This is a genomic window from bacterium, from assembly GCA_041649255.1.
Taxonomy (GTDB): domain Bacteria; phylum Hydrothermota; class UBA3073; order JACQXS01; family JAQTXJ01; genus JAQTXJ01.
This window is the reverse complement of sequence record JBAZNK010000029.1, coordinates 1-22,695: the sequence shown is the minus strand read 5'-3', so window position 1 is coordinate 22,695 and position 22,695 is coordinate 1. Positions and strand designations below refer to the sequence as shown.

Below are 22,695 nucleotides of genomic sequence, written 5' to 3'. Positions count from 1 at the left end.
CTGGGGAATTGATGTCAATCCGGAAACAAATAAAATATATCGTACAAATTGCCAGAGTAACACTATTTCTGTAATAAGCGGGTCAACAGATTCGGTAATAGCTACTATCCTTGCTGGTAGAATGCCTTATGGTATTGATGTAAATCCCATAACCAATAAGGTATATGTTACAAGTTGGGGGTTTAATGATGTCTCCATAATAGATGCTCTAAATAATGTTGTAACTGCAAACATAAAAGTGGGAATATCGCCTATGGGGATAAAAGGAAATTTCACAACCAATAAAATATATGTTACAAATACGGGGAGTGAGAATGTTTCTGTTATAAATGCTTCAACTAATTCTTTAATAAAAAATATATATATTGGAAAGTGGCCTGGAGATGTTGCCGTAAATCCAAATACCAATAAAGTTTATATTTCAAGGGATGACCATAATGTTTCGGTAATAGATGGGTTAACTGATTCCGTACTGAAAACTATAAGTATTAATGGAAGATCCGAAGGAATAGCCGTAAATACGTCAACTAATAAAGTATATGTAGCAAATCTTGACAGTGCTATTCTTGTAATGAATGGCTCAACAGATTCAATAATAAAAATTGTAGGAGAAGGCAAAAAATGGCCTCACAGCATAGGTGTTAATCCGCAAACTAACAAAATATATGTTACAACCGGGGAAGGGAATCTTCTTGTAATAGATGGAGCCATCGATTCGCTTATAAAAACTATAAAAGTCGGTGAGTATCCCTGGGGAATTGGCATAAGTTCAAAGATAAACAGAATCTATGTTGCAAATACCGATACTACTATTTCCGTAATAGACGGAACTACTGATTCGGTAATACAAAAGGTTACTGTCGGAAGGTGCCCTTGGTTTATCGCTGTAAATGACAGTACAGGAAGGATTTATGTGCCCTGTCTTTTTGACGGCACAGTTTGGGTATTAGTAGATACGAAAGGAGTGGAGGAGAACATATCATCAATAGCACAGGGGATTGCTACGCTCCTGATAACTAAGAATCCTTTTATTAAGTCAACAATCATCAGTTATTATTTGCCAACAAAATCCAAAGTCTCGCTCTCAATCTACGATATTACTGGCAGACCCGCCCAAACCCTTATCAATGAAATCAAACCCGCCGGGAGTTATAATTTAACTCTGAACGCAAAGAATTATCCGTCAGGGGTTTATTTCCTGAAGCTGAATGCAGGGGAGCAAAAGATTGTGAAAAAACTGGTGTTGATACAGTAAATAAAGAGAGGGGAAAATGAAAAGTTTTAAAATATATTTTATAATAGGGATTTTGGGGGTTCTTCTAACGAACTCTGTTTTTGCAAAAGAAACTCGCAAACCTTGGTTTATGGAAAGATTCGGGAGGTTAAACGAAAGACAAAATATTCAGAATAATATTTTGAAAAACGAAGACAGCAAATTTCTTAAAAGTAATGATACACTTGGAACTATTATGGGGACTGTTGCCGACAATTACGGAAACCCATTAAAAGGTATAGAATTTGAAGTTCATAATCTTGAAGGTAATCATAGTTGGAGCAGTGGAAACTGGAAAACCGATTCTTTAGGACAATACACTATTCATAGTTTAAATATACCTTTTGTTAGTTGTAAACTTAAAACAGTAAATTCAACGGGATATATTGATGAATGGTACAATAATAAATATGACATAGATAGTGCCAATATAATAAATGTAACTTTTCCTGATACGATGAGAAATATTAATTTTGAGTTGTCTCGCGGTGGGTATATATCAGGATACATTACTTCTAATAAGGGAAGTCCGCTTAAAAATGTAAGGGTTTATATTTATGACACTAATATTAAAGATTACTATATGTCCGAAACTACCACTGATTCAAACGGTTATTATATTATAACTTATGCTCTTCTTACAGGAAATTATAAAGTTCGAACATATAACGAAGAAAGTTATGTTGACCTTTATTGGAACAATAAGTCTAATTGGAATGAAGCAAATACGGTAAGTGTAACTGCTCCCGATACTGCTAAAAACATTAATTTCAACTTATATATGGGAGCAAAAATTAAAGGGAAAGTATACGGGACAAAAGGAGTTCTTGAAGGCGTAGACATTGTCGCGTTTAATACAAATTCAGGGGAATGGATGGAGACCGGAGAAACTGATTCTACTGGGAATTATGTTATTACTAATTTACCAACAGGCTGTTATAAACTTTGGGCTTCTCCTAACATTTGGAATGATACGGTTCATGCATTTGAATGGTACAACAATAAAAATAATTGGCAAACCGCTGACTCTATATATGTAACTGTCCCCGATTCAGTTTTGAATATCGATTTTAATCTTGAAAAGAATGGAATTATTACAGGGACTGTTTATGGGGCATCACCGATAGATAGCGCTAGAGTTTCAGCGTGGTTTTATTTGAATAGTTGGTATAATTGGTTATCCGTTAGTAGTAAAACAGGCATTGACGGCACATATAAATTAATAAACCTTCGTACAGGAGATTACAAGGTATCTGCTTCTAAAACAGGATATGAAACAAGATGGTATAATGACGCCCCTGACTCTGCAAGTGCAGACCTTGTTTCTGTTACAATGCCAAATACCACACCTAATATTGACTTTAATTTAACGGGTATTGAAGAGAGTGCAGGACTAAAAGATAGAGTACCAAAGATAAAAACAACTCAAAATCCATTTATTCGGACCACAACGATTTCCTATCAGATACCGATGAAAACTAAGGTTTTACTGAAAATTTATGATATTACCGGTAGACCGGTAAAGACATTAGTGAACGGGGAGAAAGAAGCCGGTAGTTATGATGTTAGTTTTAATGCAATAGGACTTTCTGCTGGTATCTATTTTGTAAGATTTGCCGCCGGCAACTACAAATCCACTAAGAAACTTGTCTTAATGAGATAGGGGAGAAAAGATGAAAAACATAAAAAGAATAAATATACGTACTATTTTGTTGTTGGCAGGTATTCTTTGCTGGGTTATTGGAATGTTATGTCTTAATGGAAATAATGGTTTTGGTGCGTTGGCTTGGTGTTTTATAGGAGCAATGTGTATTGTTATAGTTATCCTTATAAAAGTCTTTAGAAGTTTGATAAGATGAGTTGCTGACAGCAAAATAAAGCTTAAATTTAGTTAACAGAGGATAATATTACTATCTTTTTAGGAAATAAGTAATTATGAGATTGTACCACAACTCAAGAAATATATATTACTAATATAAGATAGGAAACTTGTTATGAGTAATGGACAAATTTATTTTTGGCTAATTTGTATTGCAACTGGATTGATTGTTTTAATTTTAGGACTTAAAAGTCGATGCCCATCCTGCAAAAAATGGTGGGTAAGGGAATCTAATGGACGAGAAGAAATCGGGAGAGAGGGAGATTATAAAACAGTTAAGCGATATGATATTACACGAGATAAAAAAGGAAAAGAAATAAGTAGAACAGAAAGAAAAGAACAAGTTCATATTACGCGTGTTACATATAGGAATCATTATCAGTGTAAAAATTGTCATCATAAATGGACAACCATTTCAACTTCAGAATACGAGGGCTAAAATAAAATTTATTTCATATGGGGCAATTCCGGGGGACACAATACTTATTTCTATTCATTTGTATTGATAAAAGGAGTACTAATTTTCTCTCCCATCTATTAACTAAAATATTCCTATTTAATTCTCGATTAATTTTTCCCTTGCAAAAAAACAAGAGTATATTATTCTTTCCTAATGTCCATCAACTACATCACCCTAATAGACATCCAAAAAGGGATGCACGAAGAAAACAAAATGGTCATAATCCAATGCAGTAATTGCGAAGGCCAGAAAATCGGCAATCATATAGATTGGATAAAAGACCATATAAAGAATCCACAAGATTGTCCTCTACATAAATGCTCAGTTTGTAATGCAGAGACAAAGCTGAAAGAAAAGGATTTAGAGAAGATAAAAAAAACACTGGAAATATAAATATGAAGCGAAAAGTTGATAAAATATATTCAAAAGAACTAAAGAAATACAAGAAACAACTGTTAAATGCCTCCCCAAGAATCCTGACAGGACTTGAATACATAGAGAAAAATTATACAAAAAGAAATTTATCATTGGAAAAAATTGCATCTTATGTTAATATGCATTACAAAAGTTTCTCGTATCTCTGGGGAAATACAATGAAAGTTAGTTTGAAGCAATTTATAAATGACATTAGGATTGCAAAAGCAAAAGAATTGCTTATAAAAACAAGCCTTGATGCTGAGGATATTGCGAAAAAAATAGGACTTGCGCAAGATAACTTCTCTAGAGTTTTCAAAAATAAGGAACACACTACGCCTGTAGAATACAGGAAAAACCACAAGCTACAGATTTTTTATTCCTCTTTTGAAGAAAATGGTATGAATGATTAGATAATAAAAGTTATTTCAATTGCTTGAGTATCTGTTCCGCGCAGTATTTTCCGGATAACAGCATTCCTCCAAATATAGGTCCCATCCGTGGTGAGCCGTAAGCTGCATTTGCCGCCATTCCTGTTACCCATACTCCCGGGAATACTTCTTTCGTATTCTTAATAAGAGATTTTTCTCCAACGTCTGCCCACATTGAGCGTTCTCCTTCAATTCCACCGGAAGGAGTTGATAGCTTTTTCCCCGATTTTCTCTCTATAACTTTTAGAACCTCTGTCGGATGTCCGGTTGCCTCAATTACGTATTTTGACCTTATCGTTAAAGGATCAACATGTAAATTAGCAATTTGTGTTGCACTCCAGTTTAGTACAAGCCCTGTAACTCTGCCTTTTTGCAGCATAACGTCTTCTACGGATATCAGATTGAATATTTGCGTTCCTGCTTTTACTGCTGAACGTGTCAAACTGCTCACAGTTTCCACAGAACTTGCAGTATAATAGCCATGTTTCCATTTTTTTGTATCAATATCAAATTCTTCCAGTATTTGCCTGCCTTCTTCCTGAACCACAATTTCGTTAAACATCATCCCACCACCCCACATTCCCCCGCCTACTGAAAGATGACGTTCAAAAAGCGCTACCTTTTTATGCTTTCTGGCAAGATAAAAGGCAGCAGTAAGTCCGGAAGGACCTGCGCCTGCAATGGCAACATCCACGTCAAGCGAGGCAATTAACTTTTTCATATACCTTTCTATGATTGCTTCTGAAATTTTTATATCATCTAATTGCATTTGTCCTCCTTTATAATTTCTCAATCAGCTCTTTTAATAATCTTCTATGACAATACTCGTCGGATTTTTCCCAACAAAGCAAGGTTACTGCCTTTTCCCCTGACAATTCGGCTATCTTTCTAATTGATTGCTGTCTCTCGGGATTCTCCATCTCACATCTGTACCTTTTTTCATATTCTCCCCAGTTAATCTTGTGTTCAGTCCAGTCATTCAATAGTTCTGTGCTTGGGCCCAGTTCTTTTATCCACCTATCTACATTAGCCTTTGGGACACCTCTTGGCCATTTCCTCATAACGAGGATTCTTATCCCGTCTTCTGGGGTTTTAGTATCATAAACTGATTTAGTTTTCAGCATATCTTATTTTTCTGTATTTTGTTATTCCTTTTCTTCTATTATTGAATCTATGAATTCTATTACTCTTTTCTCAATTTTGTCTCGTATTTCCCTAAATTCTTCTATGGATTTCCCTTTTAGGCTTGGTATTTCCCATTCAATTCTTTTCGCTCCCGGATAGAATGGGCACATATCTTTACATCCCATAGTAATAATGTAATCAAACTTTGGTATTGATAATTGACCAAAACCTTTTGATATTTGAGATGATATGTCTATTCTTTTTTCTTTCATAACCTTTACTGCAATTGGACTAATCACTCCTGAAGGGCTTGAGCCCGCACTATAAGCATCCACTGTATCAACAGCATACGCTTTTGCGAATCCTTCCGCCATTTGACTGCGGCAAGCATTCTCTATACAAACAAAAAGTACTGTCTTTTTTTTCATCTTATCCCTCTTTTTACCCTTGGTGTTTATTTTATTATAAAAATGTTTAGCGTCAATAAAAAAGTATATTCTGATTCAAGACAACAAGCTTTCCCACAAAAATTAACTCGAGATCATTCTTATTTAATTTAGCTTGCAAAAATTATCCTACACTAAAATGAGAACTTCGAAGAATGGGAACTTCCATTCCCATTTTTCACATATCCTTTGTCATTCATTGAGTTCGGGTAAATTACAAATCAATAAATGGGAACAGTAGTTCCCATTTTATAATTTCGCGCTTAATTCTATTTTTAAAATAAACTCCCGTAATCTATTTATATACGCATAAGAACAGGTTATTTCAGAAAAGTCCCTTATTTTGGCATACAAATTGCTATATTTGCATTAATAGGATATTGTTTTTTAAAAAAAGCAAAGCAGTAAACAAATGTGGATGAATGTCTGTAAATATAGATATATGCAAAGGCTTTTTTCTTGACAAGAGTTGAAACGAGAAATTCAATATCCCGTTTAATTTATTTCTTGACTTAATAAAATTATGCAGATATATAGAAATTGAAATCTGTAGAAATCAAAAAATTAATCAAGAGGGGGAAGAATGAAAAATTATATAAGAGCTTTTATACTTTTTGTAGGTATAAGCGGGTTATCATCTACTCTGCATGCTACCCGTATTACACCGGTTGATGGCAGCACGTACACTAACTATGCCCATCATGTCATTGCCACCTATAATTCATACGGCTTGACTGAATATATTCATCTGCAAAGTGCAATAGGAGCTGCGGGCTATATTGATACAATATGGTTTGAGTGCCAGAATAATCCTACCTCTCCTTTAAGTGATATTGTAATCTACTTAGGCAACACAAGCAAAACCACTTTTACAAGTACCAGCGACTGGATAACCTCCGGAAATCTGACTCAAGTATACAGTGGAAGTGTATCACTTGCTTCAGGATGGAATGCAATAGTCTTGCAGACACCTTTTTATTATAATAATGATAGTAATTTAGTTGTTATGATAGATAACAATCACGGCTCAATTCCTGCTACAAAACCATTCTGGTATTATGCCTCTTCAACAAACAGACATATATATAAAACTTCATACAGTAATATTGACCCGACTAATCCGGGGACAGCTTCAGGATATAATTCAGAAATATCCAGCTTCAGGATAAACGTTACTCCACCATATATACACGTAACTTATCCTAATGCAAGCGGCATATCATTATCCAGAGGCGAGCAATATAATATAACGTGGACAAGCCTTGGCGTAGAAAGAGTAAAGATAGACTTATACAGAGGTGCTAACCCTGACGCTCAACATTCTATCATAGTAGCCGGCACTTCAGCATCCAGCGGCTCATATAGCTGGACAATATCATCAGACCAGGCTCCACGCACCGATTATAAAGTAAAAATCTCAGATTCAACAAGCGGTTCACCAAACGATATGAGTGATAATACGTTTACTATTCTTGGCTATACTAATACAGGTGGTGGTACACATGAGTTAGACGGCTCATCCCAAAGCTGGACAATATCCGCAAACACAGATATTGCAGGAGAGCATACCGCGATTACCACTTTTGCAGTTGATGCAGGAATCACGGCAAAGGTAAAAGATTATGACAGCACTCATTCCACCTATGGTGGATTATCAGTAACTTCAAACACTATGAATATCAATGGCACCCTTTCTGCAAATGCTTCAGGATTCAGAAATAATGATACCAAAACCTCAACTATAAACCCCGGCAGAGGAGATAATGGCACCGGAAATTCAGTAGGAGCGGGCGGCGGTGGCTTTGGTGGATTAGGAGGCCATGGCACAAGCGTTTTTGAAACTTACTTCGCAAACGGGGGATATCCTTATGGAGATTCTATCCCGGATAAACTTGGCTCAAGCGGAGGAAATTGCGGAATAGATGGTATTGGAGGAGCAGGCGGCGGAAAAATCAAACTCACTTGCACAGGCACTTTAACGCTTGGCAATAATGGAATAATCAGCGCAAACGGCAATGATGGCACATCCCTCTCGGACGATGCGGGAGCAGGCGGGTCAGGAGGAAGCATCAATATAGGAACAGGCACTTTAACGGGCTCATCGGCTAATTGCAAAATCACTGCTGACGGAGGGAATGGTTCTTATGATTCTCCGAGTTTTGCAGGGGGCGGCGCAGGTGGGAAAGTACTTATCAAATTTGAGGATATAGGTGGGACTTCTTTTTACGGCAAAATATCAGCAAGTGGTGGAACTGCGGAAGGATATGCCTGTGATGGTTCACCGGGCTTAATACGAATCAGACAAACAGGCTCAACAACTTCAACATTAAATATAACATTATCTCCTGTTGTAGATACTACGAATCCTGATAACGGGGCAGAATACATTTTTGCTCACTTTACAGACAGGAATGTATCTTTGTTAAGTGGCTCAAGCGATAAAATAGTAGGCAATATTGATATATGGACTGTAGGAAACATACTAATTGAAAACAGCTCCGGGAACGAAATAGATGCATCCGGAAAAGGCTGGGGCTCTCATCAAGGTCCCAATACCGGAAACTCAGGAGTAAGTGGAAGCGGTGGCGGTGCAGCAGGATATGGTGGCTCGGGTGGACAAGGGAATCAGGGAGCATCAGGCGGTTCATCGGATACGACAGCGCCATGTTCCCCAGATAAAATTGGTTCTGGTGGAGGAAACGCATTTGGAGATGGAATTGCTTACTATTGCGGAGGCTCAGGCGGTGGCAGGGTAATGTTATATTCATTAGATGGAACAATAACAATAAAAGGAAATATATCCGTTGATGGCTCAAACGGAAGAGTCGGCGGAAATATGGGAGATTACGCAGGAGCCGGCGGAGCGGGCGGCTCAGTATTTATCAAAGCCCCAACTATAATTGGTGGAATTGCAGGATTAAATGGCAGTATTTCAGCAAAGGGTGGTAATGGAATTCAGGATGGTTTGGCTTATTCAGGAGGAGCAGGAGGCGGAAGAGTTGCCGTTATTTACAAAGGAAGTTATCCAAATTATTTTGATGTTTATGTGGATGGTGGCACAAAAGGCGGAGGAAATGCCCAGGATGGTAGTGCAGGAACAAGAGCAGCTTCTAAAGCACCGGAAGGCTGGGCAGAATGTGATACGTTTATGATGCCAAGTTGGAGAGTAAAATTAAAAGCAACGGGTAGTTTTGTTGGAGATACATTAAATTATGCAGGAGCGGAAACGGATGCAAAAGACACTTTTGATTTGGATTATGATTTCCCGAAACCACCAGCCCCACCGTCTAATTATATGCAGCTTTATTTCCCTCACTCCGAATGGAACCATAACCTTGGAGAAAAATTCAAAACAGACATAAGAGAAAATACAAACCTGACAGATACTTTTAAGATTTGGAATGTCTATGTTAAGACAGACCATGATAGTGATACCGTTAGAATTGATGCAACTCTACTTGATGTGCCGACAAGCTATAATGTTTATCTTTATGACACCTTGATTGACAGCTTACAGGATATGAGAAAAACACCAATCTATATTTATAATGCAATTTCAGATACAGGCGGGCTTCATAGGCTTCAGCTTGTAATAGGTAGGTCAATAGAAGGGGAACTGTATTTTTCAAACTGGAACAAAGATAAATCTTCATATTTTTCGCTATTGCAGTACCCGAATCCGTTTACGAATTCTACGATGATTAAATTCCATGTGCCTGCGGGAAAATTGGCGACATTGACAGTTTATGACCTTTCAGGAAGGGTTATAAAGAAATACAGGGATTTGACCAATGAACATTCACCGATATCGTTGAATGCAAAGAATTATCCGTCGGGGGTTTATTTCCTGAAACTTAATGCAGGGGAACAGAAGATTGTAAAGAAACTAGTGTTGATACAGTAAGGGAGAAGAGAGGGGAAAAATGAAAAGTTTTAATTATTTAATATTTATTTTTATGATTATGTCTTTTTCTGTTCAATTAGAGGCAAAAAGCTTAGATAAGGAGATAAGAAAAAATATACCAAAGAGTTTTTTAGGACTCAATATTTCGAGAGAATGGCGATTTAATGAAAATAAGATTGCTATAAAAAAAGGGAATAGTGCAATTAGTGGAAGAGTTACAGAAGCAGATGGCATAACACCATCTCCAGAAATGGAATTAATTGCTTTTGACGCTATCACTCAGGATGGTATAGACTGTGGTTGGGGGGATAGTAGTGGTAATTATATAATAACCTCTTTACCCGCGGGTAATTATAAAGTTTGGGCTCGAGATTATGACGGAAGGTATATAAATATGTATTACAAAAATACTTTATCTTGGGATTCTGCTGATGTTGTATCGATTGCTGATTCTGATACTGCGAAAAACATTGATTTTCGTATGTCTAAAGGAGGCAAAATAAAAGGGAAAGTGTATGAAAGTGATGGAATTACCGGGTATAAATATGCTCTTATGCCTATGTTTGATAATACCACAGAAAAATCTGTAAGTTTAGGATTTAGTGATAGTTTGGGAAACTATATGGTAGGAAGTTTGTGTACGGGAATATATAAATTACTTATTTGGCCTAATTTAAGCATAGAAAACATGTATTCCTTTGAGTGGTATAATAATAAAGATAATTGGACAAATGCAAATATAATAAATATAACAGCACCGGATTCAGTATGTGGGATAAATATTATTTTAGATGAGGGGGGGGCAATAAGTGGGCATGTATATAAAGAGGATGGGATAACTCCAATTTCTGATGTGAAATTAGAACGATTGATTTATACAAATAGTTATTATGGCTGGAGCAATCCTGACTATTGGAAAGATTCCACAGTGGTGGATGGAAGTTATAAAATATCTGCACTTCATACAGGAAGTTATAAGGTGTCTGCTTCTAAAGAAGGATATGAAACAAGATGGTATAATGACAAACCTGATTCCGCAAGTGCAGATTTGGTTTCTGTAACAATGCCAAACAACACTCCCAACATTGATTTTAGATTATCTATAAAAGCGGTAGAAGAAAACAAAGAAACAATTTATTTTGAACTCAAAGCTTGTCCTAATCCATTTATCAATATGACTACAATTAAATATTCCTTACCTTGTGAAACAAAGGTTTCCTTAAAGATTTATAATATATGTGGAAAGCTTGTAAAAACACTTACGGATGAGATTCAAAATGCTGGTGAACATTCTATTACTTGGAATAGACAGAATGATAAAAAAGAAAGAATATCAATAGGAATTTATTTCTGTAAAATCAATACTGGCGAAAAGAATATTACTGAAAAATTAATTTTAATTAGATAATTTATTAAAGAAAACAGGAGGAACGATGGGAAAAATAATTAAAACAATATGTATCTTTGCCATTTTAAGTTTTTCTACTTTTGCAAATGCTGTTACAATAGATGATATCGCTAAAAAGCTTGAGAACAATGTCAATAAAATTAAGGATATGCAAGCAGATGTGGAAATGAAAACAGATGTTGGGGAAGGAGAGAACATTGTGCAAAAAATGCAAATTGTCTCTAAGGGAATGGATAAAGCAAAGGTAGTTAGTACTGCTCCACAAAAACAAACAATAATTATGAATAATAAGAAAATGCAGATAGAGAGTTTCGATGGGAAAAAGACAGTAATAAATAAGGATTCGTTATTGCAAGGACAGACTCCACTAATGAGTACGAATGATATGAATTTGCAAAGAGGAATCGTTGATTTTTTAAAAGATGGAAAATCTAAAATATTAAATTCCAATGGAAATATTTATACTCTTGAGATAATACCATCTGAAAAAGATAAAAATCCATTAATGGGAAAAGTAGAATTACAAATTGATTATGCAAAAGGATTAGTAATGAACCAAAAAATTTATTCCAATATGGGGATTATAATTACTGATATTTCGTATAAAAAAATAGGAAATATATGGACAATTTCTGAAGTGAAAACTATAAGCCCAGTGAGTTTTGGTAAGAATAAAACTGCTACTATAATCATGAGATATAATAATGTAAAAATTAATCAAAATGTTACTGATAAAGTTTTTGCTATAGAATAAAACAATATAGAATAGATGAAATTAAAAAACGAATTTAAGGGAAGCAAAATACTGATTGTTTTTGTTATTTCTGTTTTCTTTTTGGATTCTAAAATTTATTCTCAATTCTTCGGGACATTTGAGCCAGCAAGTACAATAGGGAAAAAATATTTTGCGTTAAAAGCATATGCTATGGTTTCCACAGATTATAAAAAAACTGCAAGTGTGACTGGCATTGGAATTGGAGGAACATTTGGACTTAAAGACAACCTTGATGTAAGTTTAAGAATAATCTCTCCTTATTTTGATTCATTTGGAGGTTCTGTTAAATGGTGTTTTCTAAAGAATAACATTATAAACCTTGGGATAGGTAGTTCTATTTATTATGATATACTCTATGCTAATGGATTTGTATATAGTGGGACTTTGTTTATAAGCAATGAAAAACATAAATGTTTTTACCCTTATGGGAGTTTTCAATTAGTTCATTTTTCTTTCCCTTCGTCAGAGCCAAATGTAATAAGAGATGACCCTGCAAATCTTGGAACTATTTCAGTTGGAATTAAACTCTGGAGATTTTTTTGTATAGAATTTTGCGTTCCTGTAGTTGTTTACCCATATATTGAAAATGCAGGGCATCCTATTTCTATAGGTGGAAGTATAGAAAACAGTAAAATTATAAAATAAAATTATGCTGGGTTACCGAATTTTTAATTTACCAAGATATATTATACTTGTACTATTATGTTGTTACGTATGGGGATGTTCAAGAAAGACAAACGAGCATACGGATTGGCAAGCACCAAGTTGGACATCTGACGGAAAAGTAATCTTTATGGAACATTATTATATTGAAAGATCTTTAGACGGTGCTCTAATGTCATACGAAGAAGGAGGCAAGGAAGAAGTCTGGTTATGTGAAATAAATAGCGATGGCACAAATTTGAGAAAAGTAAAAAAAGTACTTGAGAATAAGTTTTGGGGAGGTTGTGAAATAGGACTAGGAAGTACTTCCAGTGCAGGCGAATGGATAGCATTTAACATAGGGGATAACAGAGGGGATAATCGTTTATCTGTAATATATGTAATTAAAAAGGATGGAACAGAATTGAAAAAGGTAGGAGAAGGGCTTTATCCTGATTTTTCACCGGATGCTTCTAAAATTGTATATCAAAAGTTAAATCAAGGGATTTGGATTATAAATAGGGATGGGACAAATGACCATCAGTTAATCATAAATGGCAATAACGTTGCATGGAGTCCTGATGGAGAAAAAATTGCTTATAATGTAGGAGATAAAATATTTATTTCAGATACTTTAGGAAATAATGTTGATTCATTGCGAAAATTCATTTATCTATCAGATTGGGGACCTCTTGATTCAAATGCCATACTGGTTACAGATTGGAAATTAAATAAATCTATCATTTTGTACTTAACTACACATTTGGAAGATACTCTTGCTGTTTCAGTTGGTAAATGGTCTCCGGCAGGAGATTGTTTCATGGGTTATGATGAAAATGGTTATTTTATTATTAAAAGAGATGGCACTAACAAATTGTATCTTAAACCTTAGAGGAGGAGTTATGAAAAAAATATCTTTTGTGTTAAGCTTTAGTTTTTGGATGTTCATTATTTTGCCAACTGTTATCAAAGCAGAACCGTATAAACCTAAACCGATCATATTTATTCATGGTTATGGGGGAGCTTCTGATGACTGGGGAGCAAATACAAGAGATATGGAAGTAAAAGAGGTTTTAGGTCTCCTGATGCATGAGAGAGATGCGACTGATAAAGATTCTATTCCAAAAGATAGTATAATTCACTTTTCTGTGTACGAATCGATATTAAATAAAATGTTGCCAATAGTAGAAAAATGGCACTCAATTGACCCAAGTTATACTATCTCGTCCGATCCTACGTATCCCAACAAAACTTTTCTTAATATAATAAATTTTAGGTTCGCATTGGGGTCTGTGGATCCCGATGCCGGTGGAATTTACCCACCCCCACTAACTGAACAAGAAGGACAGGGTAGTGAATTAAGAAAAAAAATTAAAGGAGTACTTGAAAAATATTATGGTTCTGATTGGTCACATAACCCTGAAGCTAAAGTTATTCTAATTGCTCATTCTATGGGTGGGCTTGTAGTTCGTCAGGCACTAACGGAAGAACCAAATTTAGGTGGGAAAATAGAATTAGTTATTACCACAAGTACGCCACATGTAGGAAGCCCCTTTCTGGATCCTTTTCCTATAGGAGAAGCTTTGGGATATGCAACTTTTTTTTGGGCTCCATTTATGGAGGCTAATGGAATAGTTAAAGTTGCACCAGGATTTAACCCAGGATGGTATGCAACAATAGTAAATTTTCTTTCTAAGTATTGCGTTGCACCGGCAGTAATACCTATTATAGAAGGAATGTATGCTAATAAATACACGGATGCAGGGGATGATTTGGGAAAACTTACCGGATTCCAAAATAGAATAAATTCCGAGAGTTCAATAAAAAAACAGGCTGACCCCCCATATCAACTTATTGTAAACAGAGTAGGCATTCTAAGTGTACAAGGCGTTCCTCTAATATTTTGGGCAACCGCTCTTACTGCTACTCAATGTATTTGGTATGGAACAGCGCTTAACTTCCCAATGGTGGGGTTAAAAGCAGGAAGTTTAGCAATGTTTTATCTATATATTAACAATACTGATCTTGCGGTTCCTACTGAAAGTCAAAATTGGAGCTGTCATACAGATGTCCCAAAATTTAGAGAACCTATAAAAAGATATGGGAATAATCATGCAAGTTCACTTGAAGATACCAGTGCTATTCTTGATGCATTAGAGTTGCCGCCAGTTATTCAATGGGAGAATTTTGTTAATGCACAAGGTACAAAAATAAGTGGCTTTGAGGATGGACAGGATCGGATAACAGTTGATTTAGGAGAAAATAAGCTTGATACTTTAAATGGCAAAATTGATGATTACTTTCTGGCAAATTGTAAACCTTATTGGCGATTAAACTTTGGAGAATGGAATGAACTTAGTTGGGGGAATAATTTAGGGACAAATGGAAATAATTTTTCTATATATTTGAAAAATCTTCTACTACCAGGTTGGAATAAACTAGATATGAAAGCAAAAAACATTTTGGGTGAATGGAGTAATTTTAGAACACTCTCAATATTTTACAATCCTTATGGTACTTCTATTACATTTCTTACTCCAGAGTGGGATGAGTGCTTTAAACCTTCAGATACTATAGATTTTAAAATTGCTCTTCATAACATAAGTGGGCTTCATGCGGAAACTCTAGTAGTTACTACCCCAAATACAGAATATACTTATACGAATAGTGTTGACTCAACCAGTGATACTTTAGTTTATAATTTACCCAAACCCTATATTGAGGGGCTATATCAAACTCATTTGTATGTTGTTGATGCATCTCCAACTCCAGGAAGAACGGAAGCCATACAATCTTTCTATGTAGATGCTACTGCTCCTGTTTGCAGTACCTATAGTCCGAAAAGTGAAGATAGTTTGGTATATTCTCCATATGTTGCTGTTCAAATGCCCATTGTATTTAATGTTGCTGATAATTTTGATTCGCTTATTAGTCAGCCAAAAGATGGTAAAGTGGATATAGCTGTTTTAAACTCTTCAAATACACTGATTTGGGACACAACGGTTGTTAATTGTTATTATAAAATATCTCAGACATTGTCTTGGAACTTCAAAGATACAACTGGGGATACAGTTTTACAATCAGGTGAATACAAATTAGTTGTTTCAACATCAGATAAAGCAGGAAATACTGGAAGTGATACAAGTATATTCTTTATAGATACTGAACCTCCCCATATTGTTGTTGTAAGCGCTCTAAATCCCAATCCGTTTGTCAAAGATAGCGTGTATATGAAACTTGCATATAAAACTAATGAGTATACAGAACTGAATGCTAAATTTACTAATCTCAAAGACACAAGTATTACATATACAAGAACTGCTCAAGGGGACAGCGTTGTCAGCGAAAACACCTGGGGTAATTGTTATTTCTTTGAAGGCAGTGATTATGCAGGAGCTTATATATCTGATGGGATATATAAGGTCGAAATACTTGCAAAAGATAATGCAGGAAATGATACTATTGTTGAAAATCCTCTTGGCATAGGAATTGATACTTTGAGGGTAGATAGAACGGCTCCCGAAGTATATAATTTTTTATGCTCCCCATGGACAACTGGGGCAGATGGGTTAACTACCGCTCATTTCACAGTATCAGATAGTAAAGACAGCGCTGTTAATTACGGAAGGGTAAGGGTAAGAATATATCTTGATGATGTTCTTCTTCCTGATTCCTTTGATATTTGGTCTCATGGTGGAAGTATTGATACTGCTTGCTTGATTACACTCACTTCCGAAGGAACTCATACTATAAAAATACAAGTTATGGATAGTTTAGGAAACTATAGCGAACAAATAGCTACCGCAGTAAAAAATAGTATTGGGACTATGATAGGGTCCCCTATAGAAGGTGAAAATATTTATGGAACGGTAGCAATTAAGGGAATTTCTAACGACCCGAATATGACCAATCCCGATTATATTTATGGATTTGAAAAGTATGAACTATGGTGGAGAAAAGCTTCTACAACGGGATGGCAAGCTGGTGGGATAGAAGTTCCTGAGTCCCGTAAAATGCCGGGTGGTTCCAATAACGTATCTAACAAATTTTCATCCGATATTGCAACAGTATTAGGATATTGGAACACTACAGGTAGAGATCCGGGTGATTATAACTTATTGCTCATTTCTTACGAAGATTCTACCGGTGTTACTGCGGCAGACACAATTACTGTCAACATTTCAGGGGAACAGGCAACTCCTCTTCAGGTAGATACTCTTACCTTAAGTTTATTGAATAGTGTAGATACTATTTTTGAGCCAACCAAAGAAGAAACATTGAAAATAAAGTATCAGGTAAATCAATGTGCTAATGTGGATATAGATATTGTAAGCTTAGATGACGGGGAAAAAGTATTTCACAAAAAAGAATATAATATTGTGCCTTATGAAGGGATTCCCTCTATAGATACGGAAGGATTTTATTTATATAATGATGGGAGTAAATGGTGGTTAAAATGCAAAGATAATGATACTATGATGACTTTTTATCAGGCAGTTATTAAAGGAATTAGCCCGGCAGAAGGGAAATTTACTATTACTGATACTACGGGCGGAAGCGTTTTCATAGAACAAAATAACATTTTGAACTTCAACTGCACTGCCACTAATGCAACGGGAGAAATGGGATTTACAACTACTTACAAAACAATAGAAGTTATTTTCAAAAAAGACATGGCGTCTACAAACGAAGTATATCTTGGCGCAATTAAAGCACCAATAAACGGCAATCCACTTCCTATAAATATCGGTAAAATTCAGTACTGGTATGGGGAAAAATCTATTGGCGGTTTTGTGAAAGATGGAAATTATAAAATTAAGGTAAGTGCTGAAGGAATAAATGGGAAAGGATTTGGCTCTTTAGAAGATACGGTTAATATATCCTCTGATTTTAATTTAACGCTTGGCGCACTAACCTCAAATACTCTTTATCCTGATTATGGGTTTGGATATAAATATCCAGTAGGACTTACCTATACGACCAACACAGATGCACATATTACTATAGATGTATGTCAAGGAGGGAATGTAATTGCAAGGCTTAGAGATTCTCTATGTGAAACAGGTGCTCGTAATCATACTATAAGTTGGGATGGAAGAGCTGGAACAAGAATAGCAAAAGCAGACACAGGATACAGGTTTAAAGTATATGCTCTTCATATTCAGGGTATAAAGGAGACAACAGCTTATAGTGCTCCATTTGAGGTGAAAAATGATAGCATACCAGTAGATTCGGGCAGTTTTATAATTCCAAACAAATATATTACAGGATATATACACAGCGGTAAGGATACTGTTTACGATGGCAAATGTGAGTATTTATGGGATGCAAGCGCAAGTGGGAATTATTATCCTCCTCAACCCTATACATTTATTGATACAGCTTGGGGAAATAAAGATAGAAAAATACAGTGGAAAATAGCAGCAACTTGTACTTTAACTTTTTACCCTAAAAGTATTCATTACACGAGTTCCGTTTATAGGTTTCACCAAGAAGGAGAGTACTCCCCTCCAACTTACTGGAGTCCTGAAATTGAAATACTTTGTAATCAGACTATTCAATACAGGTCACGTGCAAAGGCATCTGTGGGATTAGGTGCAGAAGCTTCAGGTGAATCAAAATTATGGAAAAATAGTAACGTAGTTTCTGGAACTTCATTATACGCCCATTACTCACGTAGTTGTTGGGATGATGTAGGTACAGACTGGAAGTATGATTCTAGTTATACTTCCGGGTGGTACGGATATTTGCCTTTGCCTGTAAATAAAGGAGATTTATTGAAATTTGAAACAGATGCGACAGCAAGAAAAGGAGTATGCGGAGGGGATTACGACTGTAGAGGAGAGGCTTATGCAGAATTACTGTATAATGTAGACAATCCTAAAGAGTCTCGTCCCCCTGTGAGTTTTTCGGGAGATTATACATATTCCGCTACTCAATCTGGTTCAATTCCAATAGACTCCAATAAAGTTGATTGTAGTGAGCTTTATGCAATTAGCTGGAGTACTGAAGACTCTTTGGATAGTAGCAGAGCAGTTGGATATAATTTAATTATTACGGTAGATGGAATTACTGATTCTGCATTTACTCCTTCAACCGATGATACGTGTTTTGTAACTATACATGGCATCACTGTGGTATTTAAACCAAGTACCGCAACAGGTGTAGTTTATGCTGTAGTAAATTGGGATAGTTCTTACTCAAAATGGGATACTGTTGTTACAAGAACTGATACCTGTTTCCCTAATACTGAAACAGGAGGTTATTTACCAGACACTACATGGATGGCAGATATCTTTACAAAGCCAACCGGAGTGCCGAGTTTATCGTACTCAACGCCACATCCTTTATCTGGCGTTGCAGATTTACATAAAGAGTGGAACACTAATCATGGAGATTCTTGTATAATAGCTACTATTCCGATTCCGGACAACTGGGTGTCTGATTGGAATTCTCAAAAAGACCCTCAACTGTCTTCTACAGGGATGTTTTCGGCTACCCTCTCAGATTCCCCACTAACTCCTATTTTTACTTCAAATCAATTTCAATTCAAGAATCACTCTGAATCCCCCTGTATTCTTTCTAATTATTATCCCTATTTAAGCGCTACAAATACAGACAGTTCTCTTTTCTGGTGGGATGATGGGGATTCCTCAAACCCATATTTACATATCGAGACATGGAATGTAAACTTGAAATATATAAATGGAGATACCAACAAAGATGTTATTTCTGATAGTATTGTTTATCATGACAGGTTGTCTAATTATCTTGGGCGTGGAGTATCAGACTATTTGAGACCGAAACATATTCTTAATCTTGACCCATATAAGCTTCAAAATACAGAAAAAGGATATATACCTATATATGGGACATCTCCAGATACTAATACTTTTTATGAATTCTCTTATTATGATGGCAAAAATATTTACCCAATTACAAAAGATACTATTCGGGGAAATAATGGATTTGGTCCTCTTGCTTATTTAGAAGTCAGTAAGGTATGCGGTAAAATACAACTCATTATGAGTCTTTTAAATCAAAATGGGAGCGTAATCGGAGCCCGGGCAAAAGAAATTTACGTTGGTAGTCCTATTGTAGATACTATGCGTACTGCTCATAGTTTTTATTACCGCGCTAAAATTCTTTTCCCAAATAATACTGCTTTTAGTGATACGGTTTGTAGAATCTTGCCTGTTAATATTGCTGAACAAGGGAATAATAATATCCCCTATATTTCTGGTCCGGCAATGATGCTTTTCCCGAAAGGTATTGATTTCGGAGACTCAGCAGCAACAGTAAGTTACTCATATACAGGGAGCGAGATTACGACATATGGTATTGATAGAACTAGTATTGGTCTCTTTGCTATTAATGAAGATGGAGTATTTAAAAATATTACTTCTCAACGAGCAGATGAAACAGATGGTGGGATTACTATCTTTGGACAAATCTTTAGATTCCCTGAAACCTATGGTGCAGGTTACTCTACAAAAAGTATAAAATATACAACCCAGTCAATGATTGCAGCGCTCGACTCTTCTAAAGTTGCGCCTTTTAAACCGCTTGTTTTTGTTGCGTGTAGTCTTACTACTGATTCGATGGTAGGAATTCATGGGGAATATGCTCCAAATTCAGAAATACAAATAATGGTCACTGATTCACTTTCAAATATCTACGGGGTATTGGCGCAAATGCCTTATGGTAACAAGATTGTTGAAAGTAAAATAGATACTACTGATTCTCTTGGTAATTTCCAGACTACAGTTTCACTCATTGGAGGAAGTAATATTATCTATGTAATGGATAGGTCGGTAGTACAATACGTTTTGGCAGCACGTGACAGTGGCGGAACTATAAACCCAGTATGGAAACGAGCAGGTTCAGTGGGAAGAGCAGTTGTAATTCGTGACCTCTCTGCTCCGCACATAGTGGTAGTGCCACCGAAAACTCCTCAAATTACTGATATTTTTGATGAGGATACTTTAAGGTTCTATTCCACAAAACAAGGAAGAATATACTACACTTTCCTTACTAAAACTATTACTTTTGAAGCAACTCCTTACGAAACATTATCTGTTACGTGGAATGGAAAAGATGATATGGGGAATTTTCTACCTAAGGGGAATTATCCATACACTTTAACAGTTATTGATATCCCGGGAAATAAGAGCACGGACACTGATAGTTTATGGCTGTGGCAAGTTAATAGAGGTGTTCCTGTAGTAATAGATATTCCTCAAGACAGTGCCTGGCTTACTAAAAACATAACCCTTAAAGCCAGTATTGACAACGGAGCGGATTATCCGATTACATGGGAAATGTTTGTTGATACTTCAAATAGCGGTGGCAAATCATTAAGAGCAAAAATACAATCCGGTTATAAATTTGCTTGCCAGACTGTAAGTTTACTTTCCGGTCGTTCAAAAGCTAGAAGAACTGTAGCGGTGTCAGAAAAGAAACGAGCAAATACTCTTGTGAATTTTGGAGCTATGAGCAACAAGTTTATGGAAAATTCTCAATCTCTTCCCGGAAACATTTCACGGACACCTATTAGCTTAAAACCCATAATGCTTGGAAGAGCTAAAACAGAGTCAATAGGATATTGGGCGACTATTGGCATTCAGGAACATGTAACGGATACTCTTATCTGGGATTCACGAGGCATAAGCGGTAAAAACATAATGTTAAGAGCTTCCGCAACTGACCCTTACAACAATACAGGAGCGGATACGGTAACTGTAAACATTGATAACATTGCTCCAATATGCAGCCTGCTTGTCGGAGATCCGAAATACCTTGAACCCGATTCTACTCACAGAAATCGTGTTACCGAATATAAATTCAATGAAACAGGCGGAACTACAGTTTATGATATATCAGGTAAAGAAAACAACGGAACGTTTGAAACTGGTAATGAGCCTACAAGAATCTTCGAAGGTAAACTTGATAGTTGTCTTTCCTTTAACAGTTCTTGTGTAAATGCAGGAAACCTTGTTCTTGGTAAAGGGGCAATGGAATTCTGGTTAAAGATAGATACTCTTGCAGATATGGACCAAACATTGGCTTCCTTTGACGGAACTGCTTCAAGAGGGAAGGCTGCTCTTGGCATTTGCCAGACAAGCCGTAAACTATGCTTCAAGATTCAAGGAACAACTGCTGATTCTATATATTCAGATTATCCTGTAACCGGAGGCTTCTGGCATCTTATTAATGCGGTATGGGGTACAAACGGTATGAGATTGTATGTAAATGGTGCTCTGCAAAAAGACACTTCAGTATTTACAGATACAGTCGGCATAAACGGTCAGACTCTAAAACTTGGACCTTTCTGCGGCTATATGGATGAGTTTAAGGTCTTTGACCGCGAACTCAGCGGACAGGAAGTCTTGTCTCATAATAACGTAGGACTTGACTCTATGCTTTATGTAAACACAAATACTGAATTTGCCATACACGCTTCAGTAAATGATAGTCTTTCCGGATTGAAGACTGTAAGATACAGATTCGCAGATACTGTAGAATGGATAAATTATAACAATCCATTTACCTTGTCTAACCAAAAATATTATACAATTTACTATAGCGCTCTTGATAGCATGAATAATGAGTTTTCCAATATGAGAGTAGCTCAGGTTGATACAACACCTCCTAAGATGTGGGTAACGTTTAATGGCTGGCCGTTTGACAGTGTGCCTTTTAGAAAAGATGGCAACACTTTCATATCCTGGGGGACAAACGTTGCTATCAATACACATGACAGTTTATCGGGAGTGAAGAGTTTGGAATATGGAATTTTCTATGATTCCACGGGTGGAATTATGGATTATCAGGGAATATTCCGTATGTCTTCCAACATATTAGGACAAACCTGTATTAAGTATATTAGCGAAGACAACGTAACAAATAGCATTCACGATTCCTCTTTTGTATACGTA

General features: G+C 36.1%; 15 protein-coding genes. 12 read left to right on the top strand and 3 right to left on the bottom strand.

What is annotated here, in order from left to right:
• The 6 genes from WC614_13615 to WC614_13590 all read left to right on the top strand — a co-directional run.
• The coding region (locus WC614_13615) for a T9SS type A sorting domain-containing protein (protein ID MFA5034040.1) at positions 1-1,255 on the top strand (1,255 nt) is incomplete at its 5' end.
• A 16-nt stretch (positions 1,256-1,271) separates the two neighbouring features.
• Complete coding sequence (locus tag WC614_13610) at positions 1,272-2,936, top strand: T9SS type A sorting domain-containing protein (GenBank protein ID MFA5034039.1); 1,665 nt, start codon at positions 1,272-1,274, stop codon at positions 2,934-2,936.
• A gap of 10 nt (positions 2,937-2,946) precedes the next feature.
• A complete protein-coding gene (locus WC614_13605) occupies positions 2,947-3,132 on the top strand; it encodes a hypothetical protein (GenBank protein MFA5034038.1) in 186 nt (61 codons plus the stop codon).
• A 135-nt stretch (positions 3,133-3,267) separates the two neighbouring features.
• Entirely contained in the window at positions 3,268-3,591 is a 324-nt protein-coding gene (locus WC614_13600; protein MFA5034037.1) for a hypothetical protein, read from the top strand.
• Between the two features lie 174 nt (positions 3,592-3,765).
• Positions 3,766-4,005 (top strand): hypothetical protein, encoded by a 240-nt coding sequence (locus WC614_13595; protein MFA5034036.1) that lies wholly within the window; start codon positions 3,766-3,768, stop codon positions 4,003-4,005.
• Positions 4,006-4,007: 2 nt separating this feature from the next.
• Positions 4,008-4,439, top strand: coding sequence for an AraC family transcriptional regulator (locus WC614_13590; protein MFA5034035.1), 432 nt, complete (start codon positions 4,008-4,010; stop codon positions 4,437-4,439).
• A gap of 10 nt (positions 4,440-4,449) precedes the next feature.
• Here WC614_13590 and WC614_13585 read toward each other — a convergent pair whose 3' ends face one another.
• The 3 genes from WC614_13585 to WC614_13575 are packed head-to-tail and all read right to left on the bottom strand — an operon-like array spanning position 4,450 to position 6,010.
• On the bottom strand, positions 4,450-5,226 hold the full coding sequence (locus WC614_13585) for a sulfide-dependent adenosine diphosphate thiazole synthase (GenBank protein ID MFA5034034.1): 777 nt from the start codon (positions 5,224-5,226) through the stop codon (positions 4,450-4,452).
• Positions 5,227-5,236: 10 nt separating this feature from the next.
• Positions 5,237-5,581 (bottom strand): DUF488 family protein, encoded by a 345-nt coding sequence (locus tag WC614_13580; GenBank protein MFA5034033.1) that lies wholly within the window; start codon positions 5,579-5,581, stop codon positions 5,237-5,239.
• Positions 5,582-5,602: 21 nt separating this feature from the next.
• Entirely contained in the window at positions 5,603-6,010 is a 408-nt protein-coding gene (locus WC614_13575; protein MFA5034032.1) for an arsenate reductase ArsC, read from the bottom strand.
• Positions 6,011-6,611: 601 nt separating this feature from the next.
• Here WC614_13575 and WC614_13570 point away from each other — a divergent pair.
• The 6 genes from WC614_13570 to WC614_13545 all read left to right on the top strand — a co-directional run.
• A complete protein-coding gene (locus WC614_13570; GenBank protein ID MFA5034031.1) occupies positions 6,612-9,932 on the top strand; it encodes a T9SS type A sorting domain-containing protein in 3,321 nt (1,106 codons plus the stop codon).
• 19 nt (positions 9,933-9,951) lie between these two features.
• Entirely contained in the window at positions 9,952-11,340 is a 1,389-nt protein-coding gene (locus tag WC614_13565; GenBank protein ID MFA5034030.1) for a T9SS type A sorting domain-containing protein, read from the top strand.
• Between the two features lie 25 nt (positions 11,341-11,365).
• On the top strand, positions 11,366-12,094 hold the full coding sequence (locus WC614_13560) for a hypothetical protein (GenBank protein ID MFA5034029.1): 729 nt from the start codon (positions 11,366-11,368) through the stop codon (positions 12,092-12,094).
• 15 nt (positions 12,095-12,109) lie between these two features.
• A complete protein-coding gene (locus tag WC614_13555; protein MFA5034028.1) occupies positions 12,110-12,760 on the top strand; it encodes a hypothetical protein in 651 nt (216 codons plus the stop codon).
• Positions 12,761-12,764: 4 nt separating this feature from the next.
• Positions 12,765-13,649 carry a hypothetical protein gene (locus WC614_13550; protein ID MFA5034027.1) on the top strand — a complete coding sequence of 295 codons (885 nt, stop codon included), beginning with the start codon at positions 12,765-12,767 and terminating at the stop codon, positions 13,647-13,649.
• Between the two features lie 10 nt (positions 13,650-13,659).
• Positions 13,660-22,695 (top strand): LamG-like jellyroll fold domain-containing protein (locus WC614_13545; protein ID MFA5034026.1); only part of this gene is annotated, 9,036 nt, incomplete at its 3' end.